Here is a 13115-nt window from a genome sequence, read left to right as displayed (position 1 = left end):
AGGAAGCGTGGAGGATCAGGTCAAACAACCAGCGGCTGTACTCATGCTGCAAGGAACGGCTTCCGACGTAGGTAAAAGTGTCATTACAACAGCACTGTGCCGGATTTTCAAGCAAGATGGCTTCAAACCTGCTCCGTTCAAGTCACAGAATATGGCGCTGAATTCTTATGTCACGGAAGACGGCAAGGAGATTGGACGGGCGCAGGGTGCGCAGGCCGAAGCCTGCGGAATTGAAGCAACGACTGATATGAATCCGATTCTAATCAAACCCGTGCGAGATATGCATTCACAGATTGTGGTGCATGGTGTACCTTTTGCCCAGATGAGTGCGTCGGATTATCGTCAGCATTTCTTACCTGAAGCGAAGCAGACTGTAATGGACGCATTAAATCGGTTGCGTGACACTTACGACATCGTATTAATGGAGGGTGCAGGCAGTCCGGCTGAGATTAATCTGAAAGATCGGGATATTGTTAACATGAATCTGGCGGGCTGGGCCGATGCACCGGTTATTCTGATCTCGGACATTGACCGCGGCGGTGTATTTGCCTCGATTGTTGGTACACTGGAACTGCTGGAGCCGCATGAAGTAGCACGTGTAAAAGGGTTTATTATCAACAAGTTCAGAGGTGATCTCTCTCTGCTGCAGCCTGGACTGGACTGGCTTGAAGAACGGACAGGCATCCCTGTCCTGGGCGTGCTGCCATACATAAGAGATATTCAGATTGAAGCAGAAGATTCGGTGGTGCTGGACTCCCTGCGACATGGCAAAAAAGAACATACAGAACTGGATATCGCCGTAATCCGTTATCCACGCATTGCTAACTTCACGGACTTTGATACGTTGTCCCGTGAACCGGACGTGAATGTGCGGTACGTGACTTCGCCGGAGGAATTGGGTAGTCCAGACGCCATTATTTTGCCGGGCACAAAAGATACGATCGGTGATCTGTTATTTCTAAGGGAGTCTGGATTGGAACAAGCGATTAATAATCAGACCAGACATGAGCATGTGCAGCTTGTGGGAATATGTGGTGGGTATCAGATGCTGGGGCAACATTTGCTTGATCCATATGCAGTTGAAGCAAATCAGGCTCAAGAAGCCCTAGGGCTTGGCAGACTGCCATTATCGACAACGTTTCTCCAGCATAAACAGACAGTCAGAGCTTCGGGAAGTGTACAACCTGCACATCCCATCCGGCTGCATGGTGGAAAACAAGTTAAACCTTTTGCAGTACCTGTTAACGGTTACGAAATTCATATGGGTGTAACAGCATGTCACGAACCTGAACAGGTAACCGCCTTGTTTGAAATCGCTCATGCTGGTGGATCAGCCTTCCTGGAAGGCTGGGGGACAACAGACGGTAAAGTGTGGGGGACGTATCTGCATGGTCTGTTTGAGAGCGACCAGTTCCGGCGTTCCTGGCTGAACGGTCTACGTGAGGCAAAGGGACTAACACCGCTGGAGGAAACCTACAGTGCACAGGAGCGCAAGGAAATGGAATTTGATCGGGTAGCTGCGTCACTCCGTTCGTCACTGGATATGAAGCGAGTGTATGAGATTGCAGGTGTGAGACAGCCTGAATAATGGATTAGCGGACTTGATACGATAATGATCGAAATAGATTATCTGAAAAGTTAGTATGAGTGAGTCATAAGCGAAAAACACCCCCATGATGGGCAACCCGTTCATTCTGAACGAAATTGCTGTTATGGGGGTGTTTGTTTATTCGAGGATTCACACTGTTTAGTTTAGCTAATGTAGGGTTAAAGATATTTGTTCGTTATGGATGATGCGTAATCGTTTAGTCGATTTTAAATTTCTTCATAGCGGTTTGTAGTTCAACCGCTTGTTCATGCAGATGACGAACCGTATTGGAATGAGAGTCCATCTCACCCAGTTGCATTTCTGCGGTAGCTGCAATCTGCTCCATGTTCTCACGGGACTTGGATGTAATCTGTGCTGTTTCTTCCACCGAAGCGCTGACTTCTTCTGCGCCTGCAGAAACCTGTTGTGTGGAGGAAGAGACGGTTTGAATCGTGAGATTCACATTCTGGATCAATTCATTCAGCTGCTGGAAAGCTGAGCCTGCCTGCTGTACGACGACTGTGCCTGAACCGATCTCTTCCGTTACCCGGTTCATCGCACTCACGGAGCGTTCTGCATCTTCACGGATTGTACCGAGATAATCAGAGATTTCTTCTGTCGCCGTCTTGGATTGTTCCGCCAGCTTACGGACTTCTCCAGCGACAACGGCGAATCCACGTCCGTGTTCACCAGCACGGGCAGCTTCAATGGAAGCGTTAAGGGATAGCATATTAATCTGTCTCGTAATTTCAAAAATGGAACCGAGAATGGTACCGATTGCGATGGAGCGTTCATTCATTGTTTCAATGTAACGCAGCGATTCGCTGGCCGTCTGTCCGACACGTTCCATCTGATCCACTGCATTCTGAGCCAGTTGATTGCCGTTAAGCGCCTCGCTTGCAGCTTCATTGATCTGTTCGGATACTTCTGCAGCAGAAGTAGCGATATGCATAATTCCTTGTGTGATCTCTTCCATGGCTCTGGCGTTCTCAGATGCACTGGAAGCAATGCTGACGCTGCCCTTACCGGCTTCTTCTGCAGCCTGGCTTGAGTTCTGTACCATACCGGACATGGATTCGACACGCTCAAGCAAGTCATTCGAACCCACAACCACTTCATTGGAGGTAGAGAGGGCACGACTGATCATTTCTTTGAGATTATGTGTCATTGTCTGGAAGCTGAAGGCCAGTTGGGCGATCTCATCCTTGCCCTTAAACTGAAGCTCAGCCGTCAGATCACCTTGGGAGATTCGTTTGCTATGTTCTACGAGTGCAATGATCGGTTTCGTTACTCTTTTGATCATACTAGTAGAAATGAGCCAGCCAAGGACAAACACCAATGCTGTAATGCCCAGGCACAACCAGAAAATCTGAGCAATTTTATCCTGGACAAACTTGGCATCCATGCTGACGGCCATAAGCATATTGCTTCCGGCAATCGGTATATAAGCTGCTTTATGTATTCCGTAAGAATCAGAGAAAACAGGGCTGATAACCATTTGTTTTTTCTCGCTTGCTTCCATCATTGCAGGTTCTACATCAATAGGATCCCCGGCTTTAAGCTTGGAGTCGATGTTAGCTACAACAATGCTTGCTTTACCATCCTGCACAGCAACGACGTATGCAGCATCCAGACTATGTTCTTTGGATTGATCTGCCAGATAGGAACCTACCGTCGTAGCTGCACCTTCAGCGCCTGCTCCGCCGCCTTGGATCTGCAATATCTGGGATGAGGATGTATTTTTGTAAATATCCTGAATGGACGTATTCAAAACCTTGTCGAACTGAGGAAGCACGTAACTTTGAATAATATTCATCGATACTGCATAAAAACTGATACTGAACAACAGGGAAGCAACCAGCAACACAAGGAACAGCGTCCCTCTGATCTTGCCGGCAACGGTTCGTTTGCGAAACATAGAATCATCCTTTCACGTCATCTTGATAAAGATTCTCCCTTATTCAGTTATCTTGTGGCCTTTTTACTAACGAATAAAGACCTATTTTTCGTGTTTGTATAACTTTGTAATAAGCGGATATACCTATTTTACAAAATTAACCGAAGGTTGAATAGAAGAATTTTCATAAAACTGCATAAAAATTTTCATGATTTATGAATCCATAACATGTTTATTACATAATATCAATTAATACCTACCAGAATAGTTTGATATGTGTTATATTGTTCATTGTCTCACTTGGAGGCAGCATTTAAATAGAAAAAAAATCGGTTTAACCGGTTATACATGTCTGAGGAGGAACAAAGGTAATGAGTACATTTCAAATCATTGTGAATGTAGTGGTCATGCTGGCGCTGCTGGGTGTCCTCTACTGGATGCAGAAGAAACACATTTCGTTTACAAAACGTGTATTCGCGGGTCTCGGTATGGGGGTTGTGTATGGTGTCATACTGCAACTGATCTATACATCGGGTTCCGATGTCATTGTAAAATCAGTCGATTGGTTCAATCTGGTCGGTTCAGGATATGTTCGTTTATTACAAATGGTCGTGATTCCACTCATCATGGTGTCGATTATCTCGGCAATCATGAACCTGAAGGGCAAACAAAACCTCGGTAAAATGAGTTTTTCGATTATTGCGATTCTGTTGATTACCACAGCAATTGCTGCAGGAGTCAGCATTGTTACAAGTCTCGGTTTCAACTTGACTTCCATTGAGATTCAAGGAGGAGATCGGGAGAACGCTCAGATTCAAAAAGTGGAAGAGCGTCTGGCTGATGTGAAAGATCAGACGATTCCACAGCAGGTGCTGGAGTTTATCCCTTCCAATCCATTTGCGGATATGACAGGTGAACGCCGTACATCTACGCTCGCTGTTGTTATTTTCTCAGCCTTTATCGGAGTTGCTGTACTGGGACTGGATCGTAAAAAACCGCAGCAGGCGGAAACATTCCGCGGTATGGTGAATGCCGTCTATGCGGTTGTGATGCGAATTGTGACGCTGGTGCTGAGGCTTACGCCTTACGGAATTCTCGCACTTATCACGAAGGTCACGGCAACAACCAATGCGGAAGAAATCTTGAAACTCATTAAATTCGTGATTGCGTCTTACGTGGCACTTGCGGTCATGTTTGTCATTCACCTGATTATCATCACCCTGTCCGGCTTCAACCCGGTTACGTACTTGAAAAAGGTACTGCCAACGCTGGTATTTGCTTTTACATCCCGTTCAAGTGCAGCAGCCATTCCACTGAATGTGGAGACACAGACGAAGAAGCTGGGGGTATCGGACGGGATTGCGAACTTGGCTGCAAGCTTTGGGGCGACCATTGGGCAAAACGGCTGCGCCGGGATCTATCCGGCCATGCTGGCGGTGATGATCGCTCCGACGGTGGGGATCGACCCGCTGAGCTGGGACTTCATCGTAACGTTGATCCTCGTGGTCATGATCAGTTCGTTTGGTGTGGCTGGCGTCGGTGGTGGGGCAACTTTCGCTTCCCTGATCGTGCTGTCCACAATGAACCTGCCAGTAGCCTTGGTTGGACTGCTCATCTCTGTTGAGCCGCTGATCGACATGGGTCGTACAGCGCTTAACGTGAATGGTTCCATGACATCCGGACTGCTGACTAGCAAAATCTTGAAAGAAAACGATCGGGATACGTTTAACGATCAAAGCCGTCAATTGGATTCTCCGGCTCACGCGTAAGCTGGACGAAACTCGCGCCGCACAGCTTGTGTGCTTGGTGATGCAGAGTGCGCAGAGCGATCTGCAATAGAAGTTGATGCAAGGCCGTCCTTCGGAGACATTCCGAAGGGCGGCTTTTCCGTTTGAGATTACACGAGAATGTGCAGGATAGGCACGGGTGGTGGAAGTCTTTTTTTATAAGCTGGAGGGATTTAGTGCTGTTCAAGGGGGCAGAAATGTGATAGAGTATTCATGTTTTGGCGCTGCGTCAAACCGCGGTTCGTAACCATCCCGCGTAATCAAAACTAGGAAGGCAGTGTGTAAGTTCATGTTTAATTTGGTTTGGGGAGCGGTATTCGTTCTCGTGACGTACGGATTTTTTCTATTGTGTTATCGCTTGTTTGGCAAAAAAGGCTTATATGCCTGGATTGGTGTAGCAACAGTGATTGCCAATATTCAGGTGACCAAAACGATAGATATTATGGGGATCGTCCTGACGCTGGGGAACACGATGTATGTGAGCATGTATCTGACCAGTGACCTTCTTAATGAGAAGTATGGGGCGGATGAGGCACGGAAAGCGGTGTGGTTTGGGTTTTTCACGCTGATTATGACCACGGTTCTGATGCAGATGGTATTGTTCTTTAATGCGGCACCGACGGACTTTGCACAGGAATCGATGGAGAAATTGTTTGGCCTGCTGCCACGTTTGGCGCTCGGCAGTCTGTCCGCGTATTTTATCAGTCAGTTTCTGGATGTCCGGTTGTTCAGTTGGCTGCGTAAAATAGCACCAGGACGTAATCAGTTATGGATTCGCACCAATGGCAGCTCCATTATCAGTTCTTTTGTGGATACACTAGTTTTCTGTACGGTTGCTTTTGTGTTTATCTATCCATGGGATATTTGGCTGGAAATTTTCCTGACGACATATCTGATCAAGTTTTTGCTGACCGCGGTCGGAACGCCATTTCTGTATGCCGCACGTAACTTTAAGTTTAATGATGAGGCGTAATGCCTTAAATAGGATTAACCATTAACATCCCCCTGCGTAGCCAGTTGCAATTTGGGCTCCGCAGGGGGATAATTTATAGAGAGAACGTTCCTCGGATAGAAGGAACAATCTTTTAAGTTTTTATAAGATATTTTATAAGAAAGCTAGGGCTTATATTATGAATGATTCGTTCGTATGGGCGGTGTACCTAAGCCAGGCGATTACATAAAACAAGGGGGATTGAGCATGTATTCCACACTGCGCTATAAACTGGAGAGTAATGGCACAACCTATGAGAACGAGAGTCTTAATGCCTCGGTATTTGTGGATTTGATCACTGATCTGGAATTGCATGATTTTGTAGTTCTGCAACCGTCAGATCTGGTAGAGGGAAGTATGTATTTGCAGGCAGCTTCGCTTGAGGAACCGGGGCAAATGGTGGTAGAGACCCGTTTGCAGGAAGGAGAGGACGGATTTCGGCATTACAGCTACACGACGGCAGATACAACGAAGGTGATTCAGTGGTTTTTGGATTACTGGGGGAAACAAGAGCTTCCAAAACTGGAGGAGTGGCAGGATATAACTCATGAAATGAACTAACGGATAGTGAGCTTGAGTAACGTGTAATATGTGAAACAAGCCATAAAAAATCCCGCAAACCATGAAAATATGGCTTGCGGGATTTTTTGGATTTTGTTGTCTTTATGTTCGCGTATGTTCTGCGATATTCCGAATACAGCTCAGTCCGTCAGGATTTGCAGTTCTTTTGGATACGTGGTAAGCACTTCTACACCTGTCTCGGTGACAAGTACATCGTCCTCGATCCGCACACCGCCTGCGGCGGTATAAATACCCGGTTCAATGGTAAACACGGTTCCGGCCTGAAGCAGATCCATATTCTCTCCATGCAGGGAAGGATACTCGTGCACATCAATACCGAGTCCATGCCCAACACGGTGCATAAAACGCTCGCCGTATCCCGCATCAATCGTCACCTGACGAGCTGCACGGTCAACAGATGCGCAGGTAATCCCCGGCTTAACTACCTGAATAGCGGCTTGGTTGGCAGCGAGTACTGTATTATAAATGGTGCGCAGTTCCGGCGAAATGTCCCCAAAAGCAAAAGTACGCGTAATGTCTGACGCATATCCACCAGCGTACACACCCATATCAAACATAAGCAGGTCTCCGTGCTGCAGTTTGCGATCCCCAGGCGTACCATGCGGCAGTCCGGTTTTAGGCCCGATAAGTACCATCGTATCAAAGGAAGGGCCGTCCGCACCGAGTTTCTTCATCTGATATTCCATCTCGGCAACCAGCTCAATTTCGGTAACACCTGCACGTACATGTGTAAGACCTTGGCGCAGCGTTTCTTCAATTAAATAGATCGCATGGCGAATACGGGCGACTTCATCCGGCGTTTTGTTCACACGCAGCGCACGCAGCAAAGAGCCAACATCTTCAAAACTTGCATCGCCGAGTGCGGAGCTTAACTGCTCATAACGAGAGACGGTGACGTATTCTTTTTCCAAACCTACACGGTTCAGACGTCCCTGATATCGATCAAACAACGCATAGGGATTATCCGTGTCCGAATGTGTAGCAATGTTGGATACCGACGAAGCTTCAGCAGCAGCATCTGCGTCCAGAGCAGGTACGATCAATAAAGGCTCTTCACCACGAGCCAGCATCAGGCCCATAAAACGTTCATGCGGATTGCTTGCGTACCCGGTCAGGTAATAAATATGTTTGGGATCTGTAATTAACATAGCGTCGAGCCCTTGCCCGGACAGGTCGGCTTCCAGCCTTGATAAAGGAGTTTGATTCATGATAGATATATCCACCTTTCCTATGTACGCTCTTTTAAATACATCGCGTTTTCATAACACTTTAGCGTCTCTTCCCTCTATTATAGAAGAAGTTGAAAGAATTCTAAACTGGCAGTGGCTTGTGAGCCAAGGATACGTGTTTTTACCGTTTAGGTGAAGGGTGGTAAGGGTAATACAGGGCGATACCGCTTACAGATTGTGCATCAGGTGGAGTAAGAGACATAGATATACTAGATAAATAAACAATTGGAACAAAGGCTCGAGCAAAGATACACGCAATACAACACACAAAACACAACACACAAAACACAACACACAAAACACAACACACAAAACACAACATGCTACACATACCCACGACACGGTGACTCCCCTATAAGACGCATCACGACTTCAGGCCATATACGATATGTTGGAGAGAAACTGATCCTTTTTTTTATACCTAATGAAAACAAACTGAAAGGGGATTTTGATTCATCATGAACAATCGATTAACTGTGCCGCTGTATGCCTCTTTGCTTAGCATGGCTCTGTTAACCACATCGTGCGGACCCGACAATCCGATTCCAGATTCGCAACAGTTGTCTCAAGGAGAGGGATCTGGTCAAGGTCAGACCGCAACTGAAGGCAATAATAAAAAGGGTGCTGGAGAGAGTGAGGAGCAGGAGAGTACAGTAGTACCATATCAGGCTTCTGTACTGGTGAAGGGACTGAATGCACCTTGGGAGATCGTGACGGTTGCAGATGGACGGATGTTTGTGACGGAGCGGCCGGGGGTGATTCGAGTCATTACGGATGGAAAGCTGGAGGCCGAGCCGCTGATTGAATTCAAAGCACCTTTTAATGAAGAAGGTGAAGGCGGGTTGCTTGGACTGGAGGCAGATCCGGACTTCGAGAGCAACGGTTATTTGTATGTGTACCACTCGTATCTGGATGGGCAGGATATTGCCAATCGCGTGCTGCGCTTGAAAGTGACGGGTGGAAAAGCGGTGATCGACAAAGAGCTGCTGACGGGCATTCCAGGTGGGGTAAACCATAACGGTGGACGAATCAAAATCGGCCCGGATCAGTTGCTGTATATCACCACAGGTGAGCGTTATGAACCGGAACTGGCACAGAATCAGGATAGCCTTGGTGGAAAAATACTGCGTATAGGTCTCGATGGATCGATCCCTTCAGATAACCCTTGGCCGAATTCCCCTGTATACACTATGGGACATCGAAACGCTCAAGGGCTGGCATGGAACCCGGATAACGGGTATCTCTATGCGACCGAGCACGGTCAGCGCAACCATGACGAGATTAACCGGATTGTGGCCGGGGAGAATTATGGCTGGCCCGAAGTGGAGGGCGACGACGATGATAACGGAACCTATCAAGCGCCGCTGGCGCATAGCGGGAATGATGCCTGGGCACCTTCGGGTGTAGCCTTCATCACAGAAGGGCCGTGGGCAGGTTCATTGGTGGCTGCGAATCTGAGAGGCGAGCAGCTGCTACGAGTTATATTGTCCAAAGACGGTACGAAGGTCGAGCAGGTTGTACCCTTTTTCGAAGAGGAGTGGGGACGTATACGTAATGTTAGTGCCGGTGAAAACGGTAAACTGTATGTATTGACCAACAATCGGGATGGCCGAGGCACGCCGCGTGATGGGGATGACAAGCTGATTGTGCTTACCCCGGAAGAGTAAAGATTTTTTAGGCTGGATTGGTTGGTAGATAGAGGAAGTGAGAGTGCGGGTAGATGGGGATTGTAGGGTACATGAGGAAACGTCGCTAATTAGGAGTTAAGGTGTTAGGCGTCACAAGGGTTACAGGAAAGGATAGTGTTTTGCAAAACTAAAACGCTAGGTTTAAGGGTACTAGTTCCGCCCTGTATTATAACGATCACAGGAGAGCTTAGTTTGAGGTTTTTGGGTGTTTGAAAAATCTAACGATCCTCAGAAACGCTAATGACTCGAAAATACGCATAATGAGGCGAAAACATCAGTAATTCAAGTAAATAAGGTCTCTGGTGATCGTTAGAAAATAAAAGGTGGCGAATCAGGCCAAATAAGGCTTATGGTGATCGTTAGAATTTTGGCGAACTGAATGGATGGCATACGAGGTATATACGTAGCATCGGGTAAGGGGAGGGCTATCCTTGCTCGATATGACCCTGTCAGAACTGGCTGAGGGTCCGTCCATACGTTGAAATTCAGAAAAAGCTGTCCACGCCAGTATTAAGGCTCAGGACAGCTTTTTAATTACAGGAAACGCAGCGATAAAGGAAAGTACACGTCACGCCACAAAGTCTGTGGAAACCTGTAAGGTGTGAAGACGCAATAGTGTAACGCTTAGGTTTCAACTTGCGCATTCAACATGTGCATTCACGGATTATAACTTAAAGCTAAAGCAACTTAAAGCAACACTACACTATGCTGCACAGTACTATGCTGTTCTGTACTCGGGGATGATTTCGCTAAAGCATGTTGTAGAGCAGCCGTTGATGTAACGCTACAGCTCCACTGTGGCATACCCTTGAACTCTAACCTTAACCTTAAGCTGAACACTGTCTCCCCAGCAGATTGAAAGCTTAAGCTAAACTGTGCCGCTTACCCGCAGATGTATCAAAACACCTAGGCTTCCGACTTCTCGCTAAGCTCCGCAATGCGTTTTTCAGGCTCTTGGATAAACTCTCCGCCATGGTAGCAGAGTACTTTGTCCATTTTCAGACTTGTCAGTTTTTTCAGACTGCGCAGTGCTTCCGGCATGTCCGGTGTAGCTGGAGGTGCTGGGCCGACGAGTTCATCGTCTACGACGCGCAGTTCATCGGCAGCAAGCAGGAGCTGCTGCTCACCCAAATAAAGACACAGGTGACCTGGTGTATGTCCTGGTGTATGGATGACTTGTATTCCGCCTTGGAGCGGGAGAATGTCACCGTCCGCGAGTGTTCTGTCGATGTTAATCTCAGGCAGCTGCATCAGAAGCTGATCTGCCAAGGCCAGCACAGGAGCAGGCAGCATTGCGCGGCGTTCCGGTGTGAATTTGATCAGAGGTTTTGCACCGGTCAGATACGGGATTTCATCCGCATGAGCCCAGACCTCAAGCCCTTGAATAGCATCCAGCAGAGCGCCCAGATTGCCAATATGGTCAATATCCTGATGGGTAATAATGACACGTTTGATCTCTGCGAGAGGTACGTTCAACTCTTCGAGTGTCGCTTGTAACTCGGCAAATTGGCCGATCATGCCCGTGTCTACCAGCGTGTACCCGTCTTCGTCATGAAGCAGCACCGGATGAATCGGGCTATTGCCCGTAGGTGTTGGAATGTTAAGGTTTAGTACTTTGATGGATGGTATAAGTTGGCTCATATATTACCCGGATGTGAATCCGGGACACCTCCTTTTAAGGCTTGTATTTTCAAAAAGGGATTGTAAACCCGCGTGTACATCTGTTCATTTACCCATTCTGCATCATGCAACGCGCAAGTAATTACGTACTCTTTATTCTGCATCTGAATGTTCATAGTTTAGATGTTTTCTATATTTTTTTACCGCATGTAAAATCGTTTCAAACGTCTCTTCCTCATTGCTTCCGTCCTTAACGATGGTTACAAACGAGAAGTTTTCGTGAACCAATCGGTTCCTTGTCTGAAACGCCTGATGAAGCGCTAGGCTGCATTGTTCTTTGCCAGCTTTCAAAGCAATATGCTGCTTGCCCAGCTCGGCCTCCAGCATTTCCATATTGGAACGTGCCCGGTAGGCAGGAGTTTTCATCAGTTGAGTCGAATTAAACTTTTTCTGATACGTACGTTTGTAGAGTTGTAATAACATCTGTTCCATGATGGAGCATAACTCGATGGTTAGCGAAGCATATCTCCGGTTTTTGCGTTTGCGGGCAAGCTCGCTTGATTGTTCGTCATCCAGCCATTCGTATTCTTCATATATGGAGGAATCGTCATGGTTCAGAATATCGTGATATTCCTGTTCGAGCCGTTTAATCTCAAGCTTGGCGAGCTTCTTGACGTGTTTGAAATCCTCTTGGGTTAGCATACGACTTGTCCTCCCATGGGTACCGAGATGTGAATGGAACATGATCTAATCATGAATGATGTTGATCAGATGATCACTGTATTATCTCATATTCTGGAACATAATGCCTTAGCGCTTGGTCAAAATAATTCAAGGAACCTCCGGTTCAGAAGGGAAGGACACCATGTCCATTCAGACAGCAATCGTTACAGGAGCCAACTCCGGAATGGGGCTGGCAACCACCATTGAACTTGCAAAACAAGGATATCACGTCATGATGGCCTGCCGTAGTGAGAAGAGAGGACAAGAGGCGCTTCAACAAGCTTTGCAACAGTCCGGTTCTTCCGATATCGAGCTGATGCTGTGTGACCTCGGGTCGCTGGATAGCATACGTCAGTTTGCGCGCCATTATCGCGAGCGCTTCGATCACCTGGACGCACTGGTGAATAATGCGGGCGTAGTGATGGTGAAGCGTAAAGAAACGTCAGATGGTTTTGAGCAAAGCATCGGCATTAACCACCTTGGACACTTCCTGCTCACGTTGCTTCTGATTGAACCACTAAAAGCCGCCAAGCAAGGACGAATTGTGAATGTATCTTCAGGTGCATACAAGGCTGGAAAAATTCATTTTGATGATCCCCATTTAACAAAAGGTTATAATCCGATCAAAAGTTATGCCCAGTCCAAACTGGCAAACGTATTTTTCACCCGTGCCCTTGCCCGTAAGCTCGCTGGGACTTCCGTTACCGCAAACTGTCTACATCCAGGTGCGGTAGGAACCAGCATCGGGGTGGATCGCAACACCGGATTCGGTACCCGCATCATGGCGCTGGCAGCCAAGCTCCCGTTTTTCCTGACACCGGAAGAGGGTGCCCGGACAGCGATTTATCTGGCAACAAGTCCAGATGTCATCGGGGTGACCGGGCGATATTTCTACCAGCAGAAGGAGCAACGACTGAAAGATCATGCCCTGGATGATGCGGCAGCCGAGCGATTATGGACATGGAGCGAAGAGCAGGTTGGTTTGCAGCCTGACGAAAGGTTATAACATG

The 13115-nt window shown here is 47.4% G+C and carries 10 protein-coding genes; 6 read left to right on the top strand and 4 right to left on the bottom strand.

The features are described 5' to 3' along the window. Positions 1 to 43: 43 nt before the first annotated feature. A complete protein-coding gene (locus tag ACR8BL_RS09495; protein ID WP_434753061.1) occupies positions 44 to 1588 on the top strand; it encodes a cobyric acid synthase in 1545 nt (514 codons plus the stop codon). A gap of 217 nt (positions 1589 to 1805) precedes the next feature. Here the strand turns inward: ACR8BL_RS09495 and ACR8BL_RS09490 are convergent, their stop codons facing one another. Beyond that, positions 1806 to 3506 carry a methyl-accepting chemotaxis protein gene (locus tag ACR8BL_RS09490; RefSeq protein ID WP_434752390.1) on the bottom strand — a complete coding sequence of 567 codons (1701 nt, stop codon included), beginning with the start codon at positions 3504 to 3506 and terminating at the stop codon, positions 1806 to 1808. 350 nt (positions 3507 to 3856) lie between these two features. On the opposite strand from ACR8BL_RS09490, the gene ACR8BL_RS09485 reads away from it, so the two are divergent. The 3 genes from ACR8BL_RS09485 (at position 3857) to ACR8BL_RS09475 (ending at position 6824) form a co-directional block, all read left to right on the top strand. Beyond that, on the top strand, positions 3857 to 5254 hold the full coding sequence (locus ACR8BL_RS09485) for an L-cystine transporter (protein WP_434752389.1): 1398 nt from the start codon (positions 3857 to 3859) through the stop codon (positions 5252 to 5254). 307 nt (positions 5255 to 5561) lie between these two features. Beyond that, the gene (locus ACR8BL_RS09480) at positions 5562 to 6245 is read left to right on the top strand and encodes a queuosine precursor transporter (RefSeq protein WP_434752388.1); all 684 of its coding nucleotides are present in this window, start codon (positions 5562 to 5564) and stop codon (positions 6243 to 6245) included. A 225-nt stretch (positions 6246 to 6470) separates the two neighbouring features. Further along, entirely contained in the window at positions 6471 to 6824 is a 354-nt protein-coding gene (locus ACR8BL_RS09475) for a hypothetical protein (protein ID WP_434752387.1), read from the top strand. Positions 6825 to 6964: 140 nt separating this feature from the next. Here ACR8BL_RS09475 and ACR8BL_RS09470 read toward each other — a convergent pair whose 3' ends face one another. Then, positions 6965 to 8053, bottom strand: a complete 1089-nt coding sequence (locus ACR8BL_RS09470; RefSeq protein ID WP_434752386.1) for a M24 family metallopeptidase — start codon at positions 8051 to 8053, stop codon at positions 6965 to 6967. Positions 8054 to 8532: 479 nt separating this feature from the next. Between ACR8BL_RS09470 and ACR8BL_RS09465 the strand changes: the two genes are divergently transcribed. Next, entirely contained in the window at positions 8533 to 9741 is a 1209-nt protein-coding gene (locus tag ACR8BL_RS09465) for a PQQ-dependent sugar dehydrogenase (RefSeq protein ID WP_434752385.1), read from the top strand. 927 nt (positions 9742 to 10668) lie between these two features. Here the strand turns inward: ACR8BL_RS09465 and ACR8BL_RS09460 are convergent. Both ACR8BL_RS09460 and ACR8BL_RS09455 read right to left on the bottom strand, forming a co-directional pair. Next, positions 10669 to 11403 (bottom strand): MBL fold metallo-hydrolase, encoded by a 735-nt coding sequence (locus tag ACR8BL_RS09460; RefSeq protein ID WP_434752384.1) that lies wholly within the window; start codon positions 11401 to 11403, stop codon positions 10669 to 10671. A gap of 132 nt (positions 11404 to 11535) precedes the next feature. After that, on the bottom strand, positions 11536 to 12084 hold the full coding sequence (locus ACR8BL_RS09455) for a hypothetical protein (RefSeq protein ID WP_434752383.1): 549 nt from the start codon (positions 12082 to 12084) through the stop codon (positions 11536 to 11538). Between the two features lie 163 nt (positions 12085 to 12247). Between ACR8BL_RS09455 and ACR8BL_RS09450 the strand changes: the two genes are divergently transcribed. Further along, complete coding sequence (locus tag ACR8BL_RS09450; protein ID WP_434752382.1) at positions 12248 to 13111, top strand: SDR family oxidoreductase; 864 nt, start codon at positions 12248 to 12250, stop codon at positions 13109 to 13111. The last annotated feature ends 4 nt before the right edge of the window (positions 13112 to 13115 follow it).

Origin of the sequence: Paenibacillus amylolyticus, assembly GCF_051136285.1 — a bacterium.
Lineage (GTDB): Bacteria > Bacillota > Bacilli > Paenibacillales > Paenibacillaceae > Paenibacillus > Paenibacillus amylolyticus_F.
This window is presented reverse-complemented; position numbering and strand designations above follow the sequence as displayed.

Coding starts and splice junctions, on each gene's coding strand:
- ACR8BL_RS09495 (WP_434753061.1), top strand. CDS start 44: ATGCTGCAAGGAACGGCTTCCGACGTAGGTAAAAGTGTCATTACAACA.
- ACR8BL_RS09490 (WP_434752390.1), bottom strand. CDS start 3,506: ATGTTTCGCAAACGAACCGTTGCCGGCAAGATCAGAGGGACGCTGTTC.
- ACR8BL_RS09485 (WP_434752389.1), top strand. CDS start 3,857: ATGAGTACATTTCAAATCATTGTGAATGTAGTGGTCATGCTGGCGCTG.
- ACR8BL_RS09480 (WP_434752388.1), top strand. CDS start 5,562: ATGTTTAATTTGGTTTGGGGAGCGGTATTCGTTCTCGTGACGTACGGA.
- ACR8BL_RS09475 (WP_434752387.1), top strand. CDS start 6,471: ATGTATTCCACACTGCGCTATAAACTGGAGAGTAATGGCACAACCTAT.
- ACR8BL_RS09470 (WP_434752386.1), bottom strand. CDS start 8,053: ATGAATCAAACTCCTTTATCAAGGCTGGAAGCCGACCTGTCCGGGCAA.
- ACR8BL_RS09465 (WP_434752385.1), top strand. CDS start 8,533: ATGAACAATCGATTAACTGTGCCGCTGTATGCCTCTTTGCTTAGCATG.
- ACR8BL_RS09460 (WP_434752384.1), bottom strand. CDS start 11,403: ATGAGCCAACTTATACCATCCATCAAAGTACTAAACCTTAACATTCCA.
- ACR8BL_RS09455 (WP_434752383.1), bottom strand. CDS start 12,084: ATGCTAACCCAAGAGGATTTCAAACACGTCAAGAAGCTCGCCAAGCTT.
- ACR8BL_RS09450 (WP_434752382.1), top strand. CDS start 12,248: ATGTCCATTCAGACAGCAATCGTTACAGGAGCCAACTCCGGAATGGGG.